At 43.4% G+C, this 18,726-nt stretch carries 20 protein-coding genes, 1 other RNA gene and 1 pseudogene; 8 read left to right on the top strand and 14 right to left on the bottom strand.

Going from position 1 to position 18,726, the window contains the following annotated elements:
• Positions 1 to 7: 7 nt before the first annotated feature.
• The gene (locus Q0413_RS01835) at positions 8 to 424 is read left to right on the top strand and encodes a DUF5675 family protein (RefSeq protein ID WP_298986709.1); all 417 of its coding nucleotides are present in this window, start codon (positions 8 to 10) and stop codon (positions 422 to 424) included.
• A 74-nt stretch (positions 425 to 498) separates the two neighbouring features.
• Here Q0413_RS01835 and Q0413_RS01830 read toward each other — a convergent pair whose 3' ends face one another.
• Positions 499 to 717 carry an XRE family transcriptional regulator gene (locus Q0413_RS01830; protein ID WP_298061722.1) on the bottom strand — a complete coding sequence of 73 codons (219 nt, stop codon included), beginning with the start codon at positions 715 to 717 and terminating at the stop codon, positions 499 to 501.
• A gap of 239 nt (positions 718 to 956) precedes the next feature.
• Here Q0413_RS01830 and Q0413_RS01825 point away from each other — a divergent pair, with 239 nt between their 5' ends.
• Genes Q0413_RS01825 through Q0413_RS01815 form a run of 3 tightly spaced genes read left to right on the top strand, consistent with a single transcriptional unit; the run spans position 957 to position 2,552 of the window.
• Positions 957 to 1,274, top strand: coding sequence for a hypothetical protein (locus Q0413_RS01825; RefSeq protein ID WP_298986705.1), 318 nt, complete (start codon positions 957 to 959; stop codon positions 1,272 to 1,274).
• Positions 1,274 to 1,678, top strand: a complete 405-nt coding sequence (locus Q0413_RS01820) for a hypothetical protein (protein WP_298986702.1) — start codon at positions 1,274 to 1,276, stop codon at positions 1,676 to 1,678. The genes Q0413_RS01825 and Q0413_RS01820 overlap by 1 nt, the downstream gene beginning before the upstream one ends.
• A 1-nt stretch (position 1,679) precedes the next feature.
• Positions 1,680 to 2,552 carry a site-specific integrase gene (locus Q0413_RS01815; protein ID WP_298986699.1) on the top strand — a complete coding sequence of 291 codons (873 nt, stop codon included), beginning with the start codon at positions 1,680 to 1,682 and terminating at the stop codon, positions 2,550 to 2,552.
• A gap of 196 nt (positions 2,553 to 2,748) precedes the next feature.
• Here Q0413_RS01815 and typA read toward each other — a convergent pair whose 3' ends face one another.
• Together typA and Q0413_RS01805 are read right to left on the bottom strand one after the other, a co-directional pair.
• Complete coding sequence (gene typA / locus Q0413_RS01810; protein ID WP_297881489.1) at positions 2,749 to 4,551, bottom strand: translational GTPase TypA; 1,803 nt, start codon at positions 4,549 to 4,551, stop codon at positions 2,749 to 2,751.
• Positions 4,552 to 4,615: 64 nt separating this feature from the next.
• A complete protein-coding gene (locus Q0413_RS01805; protein ID WP_298986695.1) occupies positions 4,616 to 5,035 on the bottom strand; it encodes a hypothetical protein in 420 nt (139 codons plus the stop codon).
• Positions 5,036 to 5,082: 47 nt separating this feature from the next.
• On the opposite strand from Q0413_RS01805, the gene ffs reads away from it, so the two are divergent.
• An RNA gene (gene ffs / locus Q0413_RS01800) (signal recognition particle sRNA small type) lies at positions 5,083 to 5,180 on the top strand.
• Positions 5,181 to 5,183: 3 nt separating this feature from the next.
• Here the strand turns inward: ffs and Q0413_RS01795 are convergent.
• From Q0413_RS01795 to dnaA, 6 genes are all read right to left on the bottom strand, one after another.
• Positions 5,184 to 6,419 (bottom strand): HD domain-containing protein, encoded by a 1,236-nt coding sequence (locus tag Q0413_RS01795; RefSeq protein WP_298986693.1) that lies wholly within the window; start codon positions 6,417 to 6,419, stop codon positions 5,184 to 5,186.
• Positions 6,416 to 6,796, bottom strand: a complete 381-nt coding sequence (queF, locus tag Q0413_RS01790; protein WP_298986691.1) for a preQ(1) synthase — start codon at positions 6,794 to 6,796, stop codon at positions 6,416 to 6,418. The genes Q0413_RS01795 and queF overlap by 4 nt, the downstream gene beginning before the upstream one ends.
• Complete coding sequence (locus tag Q0413_RS01785; RefSeq protein WP_298986688.1) at positions 6,796 to 8,226, bottom strand: EAL domain-containing protein; 1,431 nt, start codon at positions 8,224 to 8,226, stop codon at positions 6,796 to 6,798. Before Q0413_RS01785 ends, queF begins: the two co-directional genes overlap by 1 nt.
• Positions 8,226 to 10,538: a DNA topoisomerase (ATP-hydrolyzing) subunit B gene (gene gyrB / locus Q0413_RS01780; RefSeq protein ID WP_298986686.1), complete on the bottom strand. Its 2,313-nt coding sequence runs from the start codon at positions 10,536 to 10,538 to the stop codon at positions 8,226 to 8,228. Before gyrB ends, Q0413_RS01785 begins: the two co-directional genes overlap by 1 nt.
• A gap of 9 nt (positions 10,539 to 10,547) precedes the next feature.
• The gene (dnaN, locus tag Q0413_RS01775) at positions 10,548 to 11,627 is read right to left on the bottom strand and encodes a DNA polymerase III subunit beta (RefSeq protein WP_298986684.1); all 1,080 of its coding nucleotides are present in this window, start codon (positions 11,625 to 11,627) and stop codon (positions 10,548 to 10,550) included.
• A 156-nt stretch (positions 11,628 to 11,783) separates the two neighbouring features.
• Positions 11,784 to 13,112 carry a chromosomal replication initiator protein DnaA gene (dnaA, locus tag Q0413_RS01770; RefSeq protein WP_298986682.1) on the bottom strand — a complete coding sequence of 443 codons (1,329 nt, stop codon included), beginning with the start codon at positions 13,110 to 13,112 and terminating at the stop codon, positions 11,784 to 11,786.
• A gap of 110 nt (positions 13,113 to 13,222) precedes the next feature.
• Here dnaA and ruvC point away from each other — a divergent pair, with 110 nt between their 5' ends.
• From ruvC to Q0413_RS01755, 3 genes are read left to right on the top strand one after another with little or no spacing between them, the layout of a single operon-like run.
• Positions 13,223 to 13,702 carry a crossover junction endodeoxyribonuclease RuvC gene (ruvC, locus tag Q0413_RS01765; RefSeq protein WP_297896908.1) on the top strand — a complete coding sequence of 160 codons (480 nt, stop codon included), beginning with the start codon at positions 13,223 to 13,225 and terminating at the stop codon, positions 13,700 to 13,702.
• A gap of 8 nt (positions 13,703 to 13,710) precedes the next feature.
• Positions 13,711 to 14,517: a nitrilase-related carbon-nitrogen hydrolase gene (locus Q0413_RS01760; RefSeq protein WP_298986678.1), complete on the top strand. Its 807-nt coding sequence runs from the start codon at positions 13,711 to 13,713 to the stop codon at positions 14,515 to 14,517.
• Positions 14,517 to 15,044, top strand: coding sequence for an isochorismatase family cysteine hydrolase (locus Q0413_RS01755; RefSeq protein ID WP_298986676.1), 528 nt, complete (start codon positions 14,517 to 14,519; stop codon positions 15,042 to 15,044). Before Q0413_RS01760 ends, Q0413_RS01755 begins: the two co-directional genes overlap by 1 nt.
• Positions 15,045 to 15,201: 157 nt before the next feature.
• Here the strand turns inward: Q0413_RS01755 and nhaA are convergent, their stop codons facing one another.
• The 5 genes and pseudogenes from nhaA to glmM form a co-directional block, all read right to left on the bottom strand.
• Positions 15,202 to 16,365 carry a Na+/H+ antiporter NhaA gene (nhaA, locus tag Q0413_RS01750; protein WP_298986674.1) on the bottom strand — a complete coding sequence of 388 codons (1,164 nt, stop codon included), beginning with the start codon at positions 16,363 to 16,365 and terminating at the stop codon, positions 15,202 to 15,204.
• Positions 16,366 to 16,429: 64 nt separating this feature from the next.
• Positions 16,430 to 16,870: a CopD family protein gene (locus tag Q0413_RS01745; RefSeq protein WP_298986672.1), complete on the bottom strand. Its 441-nt coding sequence runs from the start codon at positions 16,868 to 16,870 to the stop codon at positions 16,430 to 16,432.
• Between the two features lie 9 nt (positions 16,871 to 16,879).
• On the bottom strand, positions 16,880 to 17,272 hold the full coding sequence (locus Q0413_RS01740) for an SHOCT domain-containing protein (protein ID WP_298986670.1): 393 nt from the start codon (positions 17,270 to 17,272) through the stop codon (positions 16,880 to 16,882).
• Positions 17,259 to 17,720: a signal peptidase II gene (lspA, locus tag Q0413_RS01735; protein ID WP_298986668.1), complete on the bottom strand. Its 462-nt coding sequence runs from the start codon at positions 17,718 to 17,720 to the stop codon at positions 17,259 to 17,261. Before lspA ends, Q0413_RS01740 begins: the two co-directional genes overlap by 14 nt.
• Before the next feature lie 98 nt (positions 17,721 to 17,818).
• Positions 17,819 to 18,726 (bottom strand): annotated as a pseudogene (gene glmM / locus Q0413_RS01730) (phosphoglucosamine mutase); the annotation flags it as partial.

Here is an 18,726-nt window from a genome sequence, read left to right as displayed (position 1 = left end):
AGGATTTATGGTCTTAGAAATCGTTAGATTTAAGGAGATTGATGATATGACACTAGGACGCTTCATATTGCGCGACGGTGAAAGAGAGGTACTAAAAGGATATACCTGCGAGCCTGCGGGCCCCGACACGACGCAAAGTGGTATGGATAGACGCATACCGCAAGGAAGGTATCAAATAGCCTGGCACGACAGCCCGAAATTTCGCGCCCGCTTGCCGCTTTTATGGAACGATCAAGTACCGAAAAGTCGCTGCATATTGATCCATTCGGGCAATAACGGACGCAATACCGAGGGCTGCGTGCTACTGGGTTCATCTTTGGGCGCGCACGGAGTAAAAGACTCCCGTGCGGCTTTGAGCGCGCTACTTGCTGCCGTAAAAGAGCAAGAATTTGCAGTGAGAATTGTGAATCATATAGAAGAATAGCAGTAGGTTTTTTGCGTATTGTTGAAGCAGTTAAAGGCCCTTTAAACGGTCTTTAACCGTCTATACGCCATATTCTAAAGCTCCGCGGCTATTTCGTCTTTGATGATCTCTTTGATTTTGTCAAATTTGCGGCTTTTGACGTAGCTTTCGATCAAAAACTCAAGGTATGGAGGAAACGACGTAGTGGATCCCCAGCCGCGCACCGTCGGGTATGGGATTTTAGAAATTTCGGCGAACTCTTTTTTGTTGAGCCCCGCAGCATCCAGCATTTTTTGAAATTTTTCTTTATCCATTTTGCATTACCTATATTATATTTTTCGGAATTGTAGCAAAAAAATACAAGAAAATCAAGGTTTTGTATTTTTAAGATACATCATTAAGAAGTTTTTAAGTATTGATACGATACAATGATGCCATAAAAAGAGATTGAAACGATACAATCTCAAGAGATGCGGCGAGACCCAATGAAAAAAAACAATCTCGCCGCAAGTTGCTCCCAAAGGAGCCTTTATTATACCATAAAGGATAAAAAATGAAAAGCTACTACAACAAAGGCGAAGCAAACGCGATCCTCTCCGGCATCGCAAGATGGCGAAACGGCGTACACGGTGCCATAGACACCACTGGAACTTTCCCGTCAAACACTACGCTAGAGAGGATCGAAGTATTCATCAATACTATCCTCTCCGCAGAGGACAGAGAGGCTATAAGACTAAACGATACCGACAAAAAGGTTTTTTCATGGTTCGTGCACAACCTAAAGAGCGCTGAAAAGCGGGCGGAGTATCAACGCGCGCTCGATATGGATGTCGATATCAATGCGCTTGAGCGTGTAATAAGGGGTAAATAATGGAAAATCTAGCTTTATTATCGGACGCAGAATTGCTTGAGCTCATCACCCAAGCAAAGGCTATCATAGAGAGCCGCAAAGCGGACAAACAGTTTATTGTCGAGACGTTTGAGAGTATAGACCCTAGAAAAAACGGTCACGCATATATGGCTCGCCTCAGCTTTACGGACGGCAAAGTTCAAAGAGAGTTTATCGATTGCAACGGCAAGAACTGGGATAGCAAACACAAGTATTATGACACCTCTTTTACCTTCAGAGCAAAAGAAGGCGACAAATTTGAGGCTAGGCTTGATGACGGCAGCTGGAAAAGCGATAGCAAGGTTTGGTATATGGTCGTCAAAAATGAGAGCGGCGAGTTGGAGCTGAAACGTTTCGGGTCGCTCAAGGCAGTGCAAGAGGCGTGATATGACCCTCACAACTATAGCCCGAGACTATCTCGAAGATCTCGGGCAGATAAATTTTGAACAGGGCCGCAAGCAAAAGTTCGCGTTCTCACATACGAAATATCTGCCGAAAGATGCCGCCTGCATCAAGAAAGTGGATATTCAAAAGTGGCTGGCGGGGCTTGAGGAAGGTCTAGCCCCGAGCACTATCAAGCGCGTCGTGCTGTGCTGGCGTAGAGCCTGCGAGCAAGCAGTAGAGGCTGGAAAACTTGTAAAAAACCCATTTGTGGGCGCAAAATATCCGAAGATCCCGCGCAGCAAAACAGATCCGTTCTCGGCGGAGGAAGTAGATCTGATGCTTTCAAAGGCTAGCGGGCGGCTTGAGAGTTTTCTTGCTTTTGCGTTCTATACGGGCGCGCGATGCTGCGAAATTTTGGCTCTGCGCTGGGATGATATAGATATGGAGGCTATGAGTATATCGATCAGCAAGAGCCTCACGGACGGGCTTGTTAAACCTCGCACCAAAACCGGAGAGGATAGGATCGTGCCTATATTTACGCCGCTGCTGCCATACATCGCCCGGCTTAAAGAGGATCGGGATTGCGAGTGGGTCTTTTCGGAAAGGGGAGATCATCTTTTCGGCTCTACGTCGCTTTTCGGCAACGGCAGGTGGCGTAAATTTCTAGCTGAATGCGGTATCCCATACCGAAGCGCCAGACACACCCGCCACACATTCGCAACCCATATGGTAGAGCGCGCGGTAAGGGGCGAAATCCCACTGAAATGGGTATCTCAAATCCTCGGTCACGCAAATTTGGATATGACGATCAAGGTGTATGCCCGGTTTCTACAAAACGAACATATGAAAATCGATCGCTCGATAAATCTCTACTAAATTCTTTTTTAAACTCAAATATATTAAACTTTTAAAGGGTATTTAAAAAGCCGTTTTAAAATAAAAATTTACGTTTCAAATCAAAGTGGAAAACCGCCGAATTTACTCCACTTTGATTTTAAGCGTAAATTCACTTTGATTTGAAAAGCGGTTTTACAAAATTTCACGCCGAATTTTAAAATTTCATTTTGAAATTCTATTTTTTAGCCATTCGTCTGCGCGTCGTAGGGTCCAGGTATCGCTTACGCACGCGGATATTTACGGGCGTAACCTCCACAAGCTCGTCCTCTTCGATCCACTCCAGCGCGCGCTCTAAATTTAGCGCACGCGGCGGCACGAGCTTGATCGCATCGTCGCTGCCGCTCGCGCGGACGTTGGTTAAATTTTTGCCCTTGATCGGATTAACGTCCAGATCGTTCGGGCGGCTGTGCTCGCCGATGATCATGCCTAGATAGACCTTTGCCTGCGGAGCGATAAAAAGCACGCCGCGATCTTGCAGGTTCCACAGGCTGTATCCTAGCGCCACTCCGTTTTCCATACTCACGAGCGCGCCGTTTTGTCGCTTCTCGACCGCGCCGATGAAAGGGCGGAATTCCAAAAAGCTATGGTTCATCACGCCTTCGCCTCGAGTATCGGTCAAAAACTGCGAGCGAAAGCCGATAAGACCGCGCGCCGGGATCTCAAACTCCATACGCGTCTGTCCGTCGCCGGTAGGGTTCATCACCTTCATCTCGGCCTTTTTGCGACCGAGCTTTTCGATGACGGTGCCGGTGCAATCATCGGGCGCGTCGATAACTAGATGCTCGAAAGGCTCGCATTTGATGCCGTCGATCTCTTTGATGATAACTTCCGGGCGCCCGAGGCAAAACTCAAAGCCCTCGCGGCGCATATTCTCGGCCAAAATCGTGATCTGCAGCTCGCCGCGACCGCTTACTTTAAATTTGCCCTCGCCCGCGTTTTCATAGCGCATCGCGATGTTAGTTTTCATCTCCGCTTCTAAGCGCTCGTCGATCTTATTTGAGGTTACGAATTTGCCCTCCGTGCCGGCTAGCGGTCCGTCATTTACACTAAAAATTACGCTAAGGGTCGGCTCTTCGATATGCAGCGCATCAAGCGGGATCGGGTTATTGGGATCGACGATGCTATCGCCTACGTCAAGCGCGTCAAAGCCCGCGATCGCCACGATGTCGCCGGTGCCCGCCGCGTCAATGTCGGCGCGCTCAAGCCCGTTAAAGCCGATGAGTTTTGAAATTCTGCCGTTGATGTGCGTACCGTCGGCTTTGGCTAGCATAACGCTTTGGTTTTTGTTTATCGTGCCGTTAAAAATTCTAGCGATGCCGATCTTACCGACGTAGTTGTCGTAATCAAGCGTGAAAACCTGCAGCTGCAAAGGATTATCGTCGCTACCACTCGGAGTAGGGACGTGAGAGATAATCGTCTCAAAAAGCGGCTTCATATCGGTGCTCTCATCGCTTAAATCGTATTTTGCATAGCCGTTTTTAGCCGCGGCATAGATGACGGGGAACTCAAGCTGCTCGTCGTTTGCGTCAAGCGCTACGAAAAGATCGAAAATTTCATTTACTACGCGGTCCGGATCGGCTGCGGGCTTATCGATTTTATTTACGACTACGATCGGCCTGAGCCCCAAAGATAGCGCCTTTTTCACGACAAATTTTGTCTGCGGCATAACGCCTTCTTGCGCATCGACGAGCAAAAGCACGCCGTCGACCATCTTTAGCACGCGCTCGACCTCGCCGCCGAAATCGGCGTGGCCCGGAGTGTCGATAATGTTGATTTTAACGCCGCCGTAGTGGATGGCGGTGTTTTTGGATAGGATCGTAATACCTCGCTCGCGCTCTATGTCGTTGCTGTCCATCACGCGCTCGCCGACTTCTTGGTGATTACCAAAGGTGCCGGACTGTTTTAAAAGCTCATCTACGATAGTGGTCTTGCCGTGATCAACGTGCGCGATAACCGCGATATTTCTGATATTTTCCAAATTTCTCTCCGTTTATAATTTCAAAAACTGATGATTATACTAAAAAAATTCTTAAGATAAAAATTTACGAGTACTCTTTGACTTCGCAGACAAAAAACTCATACACGCGCTGTTGGATCAACGCGTCCTCGTCATCGTCGCTAATCAGACGGCGAAGATGTGAAAAATCAATCTTTTTGATATATTTTTTGTTATTTTTGATATCTCTGTCGATCTCTTTTAGAAGCGAGTCTAAATTTAGGCTTTTATAGGTCTTTGCCTTTAAGATATACTCTTTTACGATGGAGACCAGCACGCCGATGCGCTGCTCGTCGCCTACGTAAATTTCGCCAGCTATATCTTTGATCGCATCATAATCCTCGTCGGTCTGCTTTTTTTTAGCAAGTAGCATCGCGGCAAAAATTTTAGCTCTAAACTCGATAGAGCGATGATGAGGGATAAAGACCTCGCGAAATACGGATAAAAGATGATTTTTGAAATTCATTTATAACCTTACTTTAAGAAACATTTCCATATAATCCCGTTTGCCCTTTCTTAGACCTGTGCAATGCTTTTTTTAGGCACCGCTTCAGGGTAGGAATACAGCAGAGCACTTAGATCTCGCATGTGCCGCAGCCATCTGGGAAGGGGTTTTACAAATCGATCCTATTAAGCCCGAAATGCTCTTTGAAATCCTCGCAAACACTCTGAAAATCGACGCCTTCGATTTTTGGCTTGGCTTTGAAAAACTCTAGCATCGAATTATACCCGCTAAGCAACTCCTTGCTCTTTACGCCGTAGCTAATCGAAATCCCCGCCTCAAAAAACGCCGCCAGTTTGTCGCAATACTTAAGCGCCTTGCCGTCGATTGCGCGAAATTTATCTTCGTTAAACATCTTTAGGCTACCTTCTGCAAATTTAGGCTCCTTGCCTAGCTCGAAGGTGCGGTTTTCAAACTCATCTTTTATAAATTTACCACCCTCTTTGCGGATGCCTAAAATATAGCTAAAATCATCTCGCATATGTTCCGGCACGAAGGGTAAAATTTTATCGTCTATTAGCCGCATCTCATATTCGCCGATGATGTCGCTAAGGCCCTTGACGCCGTATTTTACGGGGCTAATAATGTCGCGAGTTAGACTTTCTGGTAGATCGTGAAATAACGCGCAGAAAAAATTATACGCCGTGCGCGAGCGGCACGCACCAACTTCAAGTGAGAAAAAGTAACTTAAAATTGCAACTACCAGCATGTGCCCTAGCACCGATGTCTCAGGGATGCGCGGCGTCTGCGCCCAGCGTCTTTGAAAACGAAGTCTGCCGCTAAGATCGACTATACGGGCGAGCTTTTTATTCATCACGATCTTTCGCACGCCGATGAGTTCGTAATAATCCTCGAGCTCCTCCTCGACCTTGGCTTTTAACTCCTCGATGTCATTTAAAAACTGGCTCGTTTGATAGACGATGTTAAATTCCCATCGCGTAGAAAGGTAACTTGCCGCCTTTAAGATTACGGCTTCTTTCTTATGATCTTTGGAATTTAGATATTTTTTAAATCGATCTAAAAACTCGCCATTTTGAATAGGCAAAAGATCGCTTTCCAGGACACTTAGAACCCATTCGTTGATCTTTTTTTTCTTGGTTTTTTGGATCTGATGAAAGACGTCCGGACGGATGTCGGTTACTACGATACGCGCTAAAAACTCGAAAATCCCCGCTTCGATGACGTAGTTGATATCCACGTCGCGCTCAAAGCTAGCGATAAAATAAGCGATAATAAATTTATGCGCCTGCTTGTCGAGCTCGACTAAACTCACCATCTTTGGGTAATCATTCCAGCGACTAATGCTTGCGGATTTAAAAATTTGTTCGACTAAATTTGAGCTTATCATCGGTAAATTTGATCCGAATTTATTTCGATTACCGTGTGGACGTTGCCGCGCGGATTAAAATCGCCCCTGATTTTCATAAATTTAGGCTTTAGCTTGCTTTGCAGCGCGCCGTAAATTTCATTTATGCTATCTTCGTGGCTGATGTAGCGATCCATAAAGGAATTTATGTAAATTTTAATCGCTTTAAGTTCAACTACGAGCTTATCGGGGATATATTCCAAATAGATCGTCGCAAAGTCCGGATAGCCCGAGCGCGGACAGCGGCAGCAAAACTCAGGTAGGGTTATTTTTATAAGATAATCGCGCTTTTGTTTATTGGGCCAAACTTCCATCTTTTCTATGTCAAATTTCTCAATTTCCTCTTCGCCATATCTCACTATGATCTCCTTAAATTCGATATATCGTTCGGCTTTTCGACGCAAAATCCCTGAATATAATCGATACCCATTTTATAAAGCTGCATTTGAAATTCCTGCTTATCTACAAAGCGCATTACGGTTTTGATGCTCGATTTTGCGCAGGCTTCGTTGATGCCTATAAATATATTTTTAATCTTTTCATCGTCTAAATTTTTGTTAAATTCTATATCATAAACGATAAAATCGACGTTTAGAAACTTTAAATACTCAAAGCTAGCGTTTGAGCCGCCGAACTGCGACAGCGCAAAACCGAAGCCGAGCTCGTGAAATTTTATCAAAATTTCTTCAAACCGCTTGATCTCCGGGTAGATGAGCTTTTCGTTAAACTCGAACACGATCTTTTTCGGATCTATCAGATTATTGTCGATGAGCTTTAAAATTTCATTGCGAAACTCGTTATTTCGCAGAGTCTGAGGCATGACCTCGATGAAAATTTTAGCGTCGATATCCTTAAAATAGATGATCCTAGAAATCTGCCTCATCATCGAAATATCGTATTTAATATCGTAATGATTTAGAAGCAAAATATCTAAAATTCTACTTTTTGTGATCTTTTCGCCGCTTCTTAGATCAAGCTTCGGAATTAAATTTATATGAGATTTTACCCCGTTTTTATCCGCGACGTGCTGATATTTAAAGCTGAAATTTTCACTATCGATCGCTTCCATAACGTCGGCAGAAAATACGTCTATTAATACTTTCTCTACGTCAATAGCCTTCTCGCCGTGCTCTTCGTCGTCCAGGTGATTTATCTTATAAAATAGCGCATTTACAATATTATTTAGATTGCGATCATATGAACTTGGAAGCATTGCAAATTCGCTTTTTATCTCTACATTTTTAATCGTTTGACTTGAAATTTTATGCTCAAACATTCGCAAAATATGACTTAAATTTGTAGCTTTTGATTCTACGCCGAATACAAAGTAGCCGTTTATAAAGCGCCCGATCGGAAGGTCCTTAAAACCCTGCTCCGCCATAAAATTTGAAAGTTCCTTACAATACTCGTATAAAATTTCATCGCCGTTTTTATAACCGTATCGATCGTTTATGTCGATGATATTTTTAATTCGCAAAAGAACGATATTTATTTGACGATTTTTGGCTAGATCATTACTTAAAATTTTCTCGATCTCCTCGCGCACGAATACGTGAGTAACGGGATCGATCAGCGTCTTTTGAAAGCCAAAGTAAATTTGATAGATGACATAATAAACATAGCAGATCAAAAGTATCAAAAACAAAATTACGTCGTCAAATTTAAACTCGCCGTTTCGGAATAAAATAATTCCGAAAACAATCAAAACGCAGGTAAACGGTACCGAAATTTTAAGTGCCGTTATGAAGCGGTTTTCGCGCTCTTTGGTCTCACTAAATAGAACAGACATTATATATCCAAGTGTTTAACATCTTTGGCATGATCTTGGATGTAGTTCCTACGCGGTTCAACCTCGTCACCCATAAAAAGATTAAAGGTATCACTAGCACTTTGTGCGTCTGCAATGCTAATTTTTAAAAGCCTTCTATTTTCAGGGCTCATAGTGGTTTCCCAAAGCTGCTCCGGATTCATCTCTCCAAGACCTTTATAGCGCTGAATATAAGCGCCTTTTTTCGAGCTTTTTTCGATTTCGTCTAAAATTTCAATAAAATCCTTGCCAAAGCTTACATCCCGCTCTTTGATCTTAGAATAAACTCTGATCGCCTCTTCAAAGATATAATTGCCGAATAAATTCTCATCTATCACGAGCTGTTCTAGACCGCTTGGCGTCTGAACGTAAATTCTAATGCCTTCATCATTTACGTAGGAATTTAAGATATTAAATCCTTCACTTTCTAGGCGCGGTTTTAAAATTTCAAATAGCTCCTCGTAGCCGAGGCTTCGCGCTTCGTCGTTTTCTATCAAAAATCTGATCGCGCTAAGCACGCTGAAGCGCTTTTTAAGCTCATTTAGAAGTGAGCGGTAGTTTGAGACGATTTTTAGATAATCGATCAGATCCTCGTTGCCGATGCCTTCGAACTCGCCCATATCGATGCCGGTTTCGATCAAAAACTCGCTAAGCGCCTTTTCGTCTTTTAGATAGATCTCTTTTTTGCCCTTTTTATATCTAAAAAGCGGCGGCTGTGCCAGATAAACATAGCCGTTTTCGACAACAGGGCGCAAAAATCTAAAGAAAAAAGTTAGAAGCAGTGTCTGAATATGGCTACCGTCAACGTCCGCATCGGTCATAATGATGATTTTGTGATAGCGAAGCTTCTCTTCGTTAAATTCCTCTCCGATACCGCAACCAAAGGCCGTGATCATATTTTTAATCTCTTCGGATTGTAAAATTCTATCTAGGCGCGCCTTTTCTACGTTTAAAATTTTACCTCTAAGCGGCAGGATCGCTTGAAACACGCGGTCTCTTCCCTGCTTCGCCGAACCGCCCGCGCTATCGCCCTCGACTAGATAAATTTCGCTAATGTTTGCATCTTTACTCTGACAATCGGCTAACTTTCCGGGAAGGGTGCCTACGGAATTTATATTGTCTTTTTTGCGTGTTAGATCGCGTGCTTTTTTTGCCGCTTCACGACCGCGAGCGGCTAAAAGAGCCTTATTCATAATGGCGCGCGCTTCGATCGGATTTTCTTCAAAATATTTACTAAGCACCTCAAACGCCATCTTTTGCACGATCGGCTTAACGTAACTGGAACCTAATTTCCCCTTCGTCTGTCCCTCGAACTGCGGTTCGGGAACCTTTACGCTAATTACCGCGATGAGTCCCTCGCGAACGTCGTCGCCGGTGATCTTCGTGTCCTTTTCGCGTGCAGCCGCATTTGCCGCGACGTAATTTGTTATCGCTCGAGTAAGACCCGCTCTAAAACCCGCCTCGTGCGTACCACCGTCCGGAGTTTTGATATTATTTACGAAGCTTAATAAATTTTCACTATACGTTTCGTTATACATCAGCGCAAAATCGACCATAACATCATCCGCGCTATCACTAAACGATACGGCTTTGGATATGGCAGGCGCTTTATTCATATCATTTACAAAGCTCTCCAAACCGCCTTCGAAGTGAAAGTGCTCGTCTCTGCCCGTGCGATTATCTTTAAAATTTATCGTAATTTTTGGATTTAGATACGCTAGCTCGCGAAATCTTTTTGATAAAATTTCATCGTCAAATTCTAAAATTTCAAAAATTTCGCCGTCGGGCCAAAACTCGATCGTAGTGCCCGTGCGATTAGTAGTCTTTATCTTTTCAAGCTCGGTAGTAGGAATTCCTTTGGCAAATTCTTGTCTATAAATATTTCCGTCACGTTTGATCGTAGCAACGAGCTTTTTTGAAAGCGCATTTACAACGCTAACGCCCACGCCGTGCAGACCGCCGGAGACTTTATAAGTGTCTTTGTCAAATTTACCGCCTGCGTGAAGCACGGTTAGAACCACCGTCGCGGCAGGAATTTTTTCGGTCGGATGTATATCAACGGGAATCCCACGACCGTTATCGCTAACGATACAGCTTCCTTCGCTAGTGATCTCGACATCGATCGTGTCACAGTACCCTGCCATCGCCTCATCGATCGAATTATCTACAACCTCATAAATCATATGATGAAGTCCGCCGATGTTGGTGTCTCCGATATACATTCCAGGGCGCTTTCTAACAGCCTCAAGACCTTTTAAAACTTTAATATTACTGGCGCCGTAATTTTGTTTCATATTTTTCCTTTAAATATTATTTATCGGCATGACGACCGTTTTTAAACCATCCGCGCTAAGCACAAACGCCGTATCGGAGCTGTTAAAATCAAGCTCAAAAATTTCGCTCTCGATGCTACTTAAAAAATCGAGCAAAAAGCGATTTTTCACGCCGAAAACTATCTCGCCGTTTATCTCGATCGCTGCTTCAATTTCGGTTTTTGCCTCGGAATTGTCCTCGTTGATGCTCTCAAAAACCATTACGTCCTTCTTAATGGTAACCTTCATCTCCTCGCACATCGCGTTTATCGCTCGCACGCCGCTTACCATCTTATCGCGCGGAATTAAAATTTTATATGCCGTATCGTTTGGGATCACACGCTCGTAGTTTGGAAATTTGCCGTTTATAAGCTTCGTAAAAAACTCAAAATTCTCGCTCACAGCTAGCAGCACGTTTTCGTCGTAGTAAATTTTAATCTTGTCTGAAAATAGCTTTTGAATTTCGCCTATTGCCTTTTTAGGGATTAAAATTTTAGTATCTAGCTCGCCCGCTTTTGACTGAGTGATTAGTTTATAAACGCTAAGTCGCTTTGTATCGGTTCCGACTAAATTTAAAAAGCCCTCTTTTACGTCGATTAAAGCGCCGTTCAGCTCATATTTTGGATTGTTCGTATCGATCGACGGATAGATCTTTTTAAGGCTTCTGCCTAAAATTCCAGCATTTATGTCAAAGCTGTTTTTACCATCTATTGTAGGAAAGCTCGGAAAATCCCTCGTCTCAAACATCGGAAGCTTGTACTTGGATTTTTTTTGCTTTACAAATAGTGCTCCGTTGACAGTTTCTAAAGTAACGTTATCGTCGCTTAAGCCTTTAATAACGCTAAGAAGTTTGCCTCCGTTTGCTGTAGCTTCTCCCTCTGTTTCTATCGAGACATTTTGTAGATTGTAGCTCAAACCAATTTCATGATCGGTAGCTTTTATACTAAAAATTCCATCTTTAGCGCTCATCAAAAGATGCGAAGTTATCGAGCTTAGATCTTTCTTATCGAGATAGGAGCTGGTATTGGAAACTATCTCTTCTAAAAGTTTTTTAGTGATTAACACTTTCATATTTTTATCCTTTTAAATTTTTATCGTTGTAATAGTTGGTAAGAGGTTTTTGTGAAAAACTTATCCTAAAGCTTGTCTTTAGGTAGTTTATCCAGTGAGTAAGTAGCTTTGTTTTATTCACTTTCATTCACCTTTTTTGCTTTATTTTCATAAAGTCTAAATTTCATTCTTATCCTTTTTGGTTATTTTGTTTTTTAGTTCTTCGATCTTTATCTTTAACATCTCGTCGGTTTGAATGAGCTCGTTGATTTTTTTGATATTTTTGCTGATGGCGCTGTGATCTTTTAGATTAAAAAATGCGGCGATTTTAGGCATTGAGTTTTGAGTTAACTGTTTGGTTAGATATATGCAAATTTGGCGTGCTTTGACGACGTTTTTAGCTCGCGTTTTGCTCTTTAGTTCGCTAGGTTTTACGTTTAGTTCTTTCGAAATCACCTCTATGACGTGTTCAAGGCTCACGCTTGAATATTTTTGGTGAATTTGATCTTGCAGCGTACTTTTGGTAAATTCCAGCGTGATCTTTGTGCGAAGTATCGAGGAATAGGCATTTAGTTTGTTTATTGCGCCTTCGATCTCGCGGATATTATCACCCATATTTGCAGCAATATATTCTACGACATCGTGTGGAATTCTAACGCGATTTTCCTCACTTTTTTTATTGATGATGGCGATTTTAGTTTCTAGATCCGGCGGAGTGATATTTGCTATGATGCCGCTTTCAAAACGCGTCGTGAGGCGATTTTCAAAACCTTTTAAAAATTTCGGCGGCAGGTCGTTGGTTAGCACGATTTGGCAGTTTTTGTCTTTTAGCTCGTTGAATGTATAAAAAAGCTCCTCTTGAGCTTTGTCGCGCCCGATCAAAAATTGAATATCGTCGATGAGCAAAACGTCGCAGTTGCGGTATTTTTGTTTAAATTTATCGATTGAGTTGTTTTTGAGATTAAAAACAAAATCATTAGCAAACTGCTCGCTGGTGACGCAAATGACGGTTTTGCCTTTTTTAATGCAGTAATTTCCGATCGATTGAAGCAAGTGAGTTTTTCCAAGCCCGCTAGGTCCGTAGATAAAGAGCGGATTAAAGCGAATTCCGGGCTCTTTCGCGACGGATACCGAACACTCGAAGGCAAATTTATTTGAATCGCCGATGATAAAATTTTCAAAATTATAATTTTCGCTTAGAATCGTGCTCTTTGGCTTTTCCGAGATGATTTTTACCTTTTCTTTCGGCGAAATTTTAGCTTTTGAGGTGATTTTGACGATTACGTCGTTAAGCCCGAACTGTTTTTTGATAAGCTCTTTTATCTTAGTGCCGTATTTTGTCTGGGCATATTTGGCTATAAACTCGTTAGTTGCGTTATAAATGAAAAATTCCGGGGTCGAGTTTTTATCGTTAAATTTCAAATTTTTAATGTATCTAGAGTATTCGGTAGGTAAAATTTCCTTCTCTAAATTCGATAAAATTTCTTGTGCTTGCGACGTCGCCATTGAATTCCCTTATAAATTAAGCCGCTATTTTAGCTAAATTTCACTAAATTTGCGGTAAATTTCAGTTTATTCACCGGTGATTAAACTGTGAATAAGTGCGAAAGGTGGTTATGAAAATTTTAGGAATTGATCCGGGAACTAGAAATTTAGGCTATGCGATTTTGGAAAAAGATGTGAATAAAATTACTCTCATAGAGGCGGGACTTGTGAAAATGAAGGCCGAAAACGTTCAATTTCAAATGACGCAGATGAGCGAGGCAATTGATCAAATTTTTAGCGCTCATAAAATCGATGAGGTCGCGATAGAATCGATGTTTTACGCCTATAATCCGCAGTCTGTTTTAAAGCTCGCTCAGTTTCGCGGCGCGCTGGCCCTTAAAATTTTACAAATTTTTGGAAATTTTGCCGAATATACGCCGCTTCAGGTAAAAAAATCTGTCACAGGAAAGGCAAAGGCTGCGAAAGAGCAAGTTGCGTTTATGGTGAAGCGGATTTTGGGGATTAATAAGGAGATTAAGCCGCTTGATATTACGGATGCCATAGCTATCGCGCTTACGCATGCAAATGTTATGCGCTTAGCGCCTAAATAGGAGGTTTTATGAAAATTGCTATTTTGCAAATGGACGTGAAAATGGCTCAAAATTCCGTAGATTGCGAGCAAAATTTTATCCGAGCGCGCGGGCTGATCGATCGCGCGTTAAAACGCGGCGCGGACGTAGTAGTGCTGCCAGAGGCCTTTAACACGGGCTTTTGCGTACAAAATTTCAAGCGCTTAGCCGACGCGGGATCTGCGCGAACGAAGGGATTTTTAAGCGAAATTTCGCAAAACTGTGGCGCTGTTTTGATTGGCGGAGCGATAAATTCTAAGCAAGATAAAATTTACAATTCCGCTTTCATCTATCAAAACGGAGCCGAAATTTTACGCTACGACAAGATCCACGCCTTCTCGTTCGCTCGCGAAAATGAGATCGTAAGCGGCGGTGATAAGCTAGGCATTTGCGAGATTAAATTTAAAAATCGCGCGGTCAAAATCGGCGTCGCGGTCTGCTACGATCTGCGCTTTTGTGAAATTTTTCGCGCTTTAGCGCTTCGCGGCGCGCAGATAGTTTTTGTGATCGCGCAGTTTGCGCAGAGCCGCATAGAGCATTTTATCACGCTCGCTAAGGCCCGCGCAATCGAAAATCAAATTTTTATCTGCGCGGTAAACGGCTGCGGCGATACGGGGCAGGGCGAGAGTTTCGGCGGAAATTCCATGCTGATCGGTCCGGGCGGTGAGATCGTCGCGCGCCTAGGCAAAAAAGAGGCCGTGAAGATTGCTCGAGCGGATTTAGATGAAATTTTAAAATTTCGCGCTAAAATGGATCTTTTAAAAGATATGAAACCTGAAATTTATAAGGAGTTTTGATGAAAACTTTGGTATTTGTGATCGATATGCTAAACGGCTTCGTAAAATTCGGCGCGATGGCCGATCCTAGCATAGCAAAGATCGCTCCTGCGGTGCTTAAACAGATTGAGGCGACGAAAAACGTGCATTTCATCTGCGACGCTCACGCCGAGCGGGATTTGGAGATGAAGCGCTACCCGGTCCATTGTCTAGTTGGCTCGCCCGAAGCGGAGGTGATCGAGGAGCTCGCACCCTACGTAAGCGAGCAAAACGTCACTTTTAAACGCAGCACGAACGGCTTTCATAATTTGGATAAGAAAATTTTGGGCGGCTTCGATCGATTTGTGATTACGGGCTGTTGCACCGACATCTGCGTGATGCAGTTTGCGCTTAGCCTGCGCACCTATCTCAACGAAACTGACGCCGATAAGGACGTCATCGTTCCGCGAGGTGCGGTAGCTACCTACGATGCGCCGAATCATGAGCGCGGCTACTACGACGAATGCGCGCTAAACTTAATGCAAAATGCGGGAATTTTAGTGATTTAAGCTGTACTTAGATTAAACATAATTTCAAGCCAAAATTTCTAGCTTATAAATTTTAAAATTTAGAGCCGCTCTTAAAATTTTTGGAATTTTTTGAGCGGTAGAATTTTGAAATTTTGTGTTACTCGTAGAATTTTAAGACTCTAACCCTTTACGGATTTTAGCTTTGTTTTACCGCGACTGCTTTTGCGACGAAAAATCCAATTACACCGGAAATTATTGAGCCTAAAAATACCGCAAGCTTGTCCGTGTAATGATACATATCGCTACCGCCGTATGCGAGGCCATCGACGAAAAGCGCCATCGTAAAGCCGATACCACAGATAATTGCTACTGCGTAAAGCTGCGGCCAGCCCGCGTTTTCGGGCATGTAAGCAATTTTAGCTTTGATTAAGATCCAGCTGAAGGCAAAAATTCCTATCTGTTTACCGAAAAATAGTCCGAGCATAATGCCCATCGGTACCGGGCCGAAAAGGAAGCTAGGACTAATGCCCGCTAGCGAAACGCCTGCGTTTGTAAAGGCAAAGATCGGCAAGATGAAAAAATTTACTGGGTAGGCTAGTCCGTGCTCCATATCCTTTAGCATAGAGCCCGAGCGGGTCTTAAGCGGGATACAAAAGCCCGCAAGCACTCCTGCGATGGTCGCGTGGATACCGGAGTTTAGTACCATCACCCACAGTACGACGGCTACGATGATAAACGGAAGCTTTTTATCAACGCCAAGTCTGCTCATCGCTAACATTATTGCGACACAGGCAGCTGCGCCGCCTAGATAGATTGCGTTTATGGTAGAGGAATAAAACAAAGCGATGATTAAAATTGCACACAGATCGTCCATTATCGCAAGCGTCAAAACAAAAATTTTAAGGCTAGCCGGGATTTTTTTGCCTAAAAGTGCCATCACGCCCACGGCAAAGGCTATGTCGGTCGCCGTTGGGATCGCCCAGCCCTTCATCGCGACGGCATCGCCCCAGTTGATGATCGAAAATATGATCGCAGGCATCATTACTCCGCCCAGAGCCGCGAAGCTAGGAAGTAAAATTTGAGAGAAATGGCGCAGCTGCCCTTCGATTTTTTCGCGCTTAAGCTCAAGTCCAATGGCAAAGAAAAATATCGCCATAAGCACGTCGTTTACTAAAAAATGCATCGATTCGTCGAGCTTCGCAGAACCCACGCCTATGGTAAAACTCAAATGCAAAAACGCTTCGTAATACTTTGATAAAAATTCTATGTTTTGAGCTATGATCGCAAAAACCGCGGATAGAAGTAATATAACGCCGGCGCTACTTTCACTTGATAAAATTTTCTTAATGATATGTTGCACATGCTTCCTTTAAAATTTTGCTCTAATTTTATGCAAATTTTAATTAAATTTTTATCAAAACGGGCTAGTTGCTCGGTAAATTCGGCATTATTAGCATCGCATAAAGTATTATAAACATTATGATCGTAGGGCCTTCGTTGATCGCACGGAAGTATTTTCCGCTCCTGTGGCACTCGTTTTTTTCAAATTTATACATATAATAATACAGCCACAAATGATAACAGATTAGCAAAACTCCGGCTAGTAATTTTATATGAAAATATCCCATTTTCATAAGCCCCTGATTTAAAATGATAAGCATCACGCCGCTAAAAACCGTCACTGCCATTGCTATCCAGCCGATCGCGTGATACAGCATCCGCTCCATCTTTTTAACGACCTTTACGAAATCCGGCTTGTCTAAATTTTCAGCGTGATAAACATACAGACGCGGCATATAAAATAGCATCGCCATCCATGAAATAAAGCCCGCAAAATGGACAAATTTAAACCAATAGTAACTCATTTTTTCTCCTTAATTTCTCATTAAAATTTCTTTTCTCGCTTCGAATTCTTCTTTAGAAATCGCGCCTTTTTGATACAGCTCAAAGAGCGCATCGACTTTTTTTAGACGCCCCTCGTAGTCGTCTTCCTCGGTCTCGCTTGCAAAAGCATTTAAATCTTCCACCCAAATTCCTACGAAAAATATATCTAGCAAAATCCAAATTCCCCAAATTGCCCAAAATAAAAAGCCCACTAAAAACCATAGTGTGAAGCTCCCTAGCCAAAATAGCGCGATTTGAGCAAATCCGCTGATAAATTTACCGCAATAAATTCTATGCAGTCCGCCGCCGATCGGCATAGCTGCGATCCACGAAAACGCACCTAAAAACCAAAGCGCGTAAGCGATGTAATTATTTCTCTTCATTTTTCTCCTTTTTTGCGGTGCGTAAGCCCTGAAAAATAAAAATCACGACGGCTAGATCTATCATCACATCGGCGAAATTAAACACTGCAAACTCAAACCATTTATGCCACGCGACGTAATCCACGACGCCACCGCGAATGAAGCGATCGAGCAGGTTCGAGCAGCCTCCTGCGAGCATCAGCGCAAATGGCATCCAGTGCTCGCAAAAGAGTTTTTTATGACAAAATACATACGCTGCAAGCGCTGAGATCAGCGCGATCTGGATAAATTTTAAATTTTCGCCCAAAAACGCAAACATCGAAAACGCAACGCCGCGATTAAGCGTAAGCTCTAGCGAAAAAAACTCCCCCTGCCATGAAAAGCCGTTTAAAAACAGAATTTTGATCGCTTGATCGATTGCAAAAATAACCGCGAAAAGCAGGACAAATTTAATACAGGTCTTAGCCATCTTGCAATCCAAATTTGAATATGTAAAGCCTGCCTTTTTTGCCTGTGCTTTTCGTGTGGAGCTGGCAGTTTGCCGCGCCGTAAAATTTTATAAAATCGCTATTCATTTAGGGCTTTGGTAAAAAATTTCTCGACCTCGTCCATGCGCTTTTGCAGCAGTTTTTCGTTTTTGCCCTCGATTAAGAGGCGGATAACGTTCTCGGTGCCGGAGTAGCGAAAGAGCGAGCGGATTTTGTCCGCTTTGAGGCTTGCTTCAAACTCCTTTAGCCCTTTTAATTTTTCAAGCGGCTTTTTATCCGCGATCTTTAAATTTCGTAAAATTTGAGGATACGGCTTAAGCATAGCCGAAAGTTCGCTTGCCTTCTTTTTCATATCCAGCATGCAGGCGGCGAATTGCAGCGCGCTTGCGATGCCGTCGCCCGTTTTGGCGTAATCGCCAAAGATCACGTGCCCGCTCTGCTCGCCGCCGAAATTTGCGCCTAGTTCGTGCATCGTCTCAAGTACAAATTTATCGCCGACGTTGCAGCGATGAAGCGCGATATCGTGTTTAGCTAAAAAATCCTCCAGCGCAGAATTACTCATCACTGTGGCTACCATTTTATTGCCTGCTAAGCGATTTTTTCCTTTCAAATAGACTGCTAAAATTCCAAGCAGCGCGTCGCCATGGATGATCTCGCCGTTTTCGTCCACGACTACGAGCCTATCGGCATCCCCGTCGAAGGCAAACCCGACGTCGGCGCGTAATCTTTTGACCTCCGAGGCTAAATTTTGCGGGCTTAGTGCGCCGCAAGCATCATTAATATTTTTGCCATTAGGTTCGTCGCCGATGACGATAGTTTCGGCCCCTAGCTCGTTAAATACGGTAGGTGCGACCTTGTAGCTTGCTCCGTTTGCGCAATCAAGCACGACGCGAAGCCCGTGCAGCGTCTTTTGTTTAGGGAAGGAATTTTTAATATGCACGATATATCTGCCGATGACGTCGTCTACGCGTTTTGCGGCGCCTATCT

Source organism: uncultured Campylobacter sp., from assembly GCF_938045465.1.
GTDB lineage: Bacteria > Campylobacterota > Campylobacteria > Campylobacterales > Campylobacteraceae > Campylobacter_B.
This window is presented reverse-complemented; position numbering and strand designations above follow the sequence as displayed.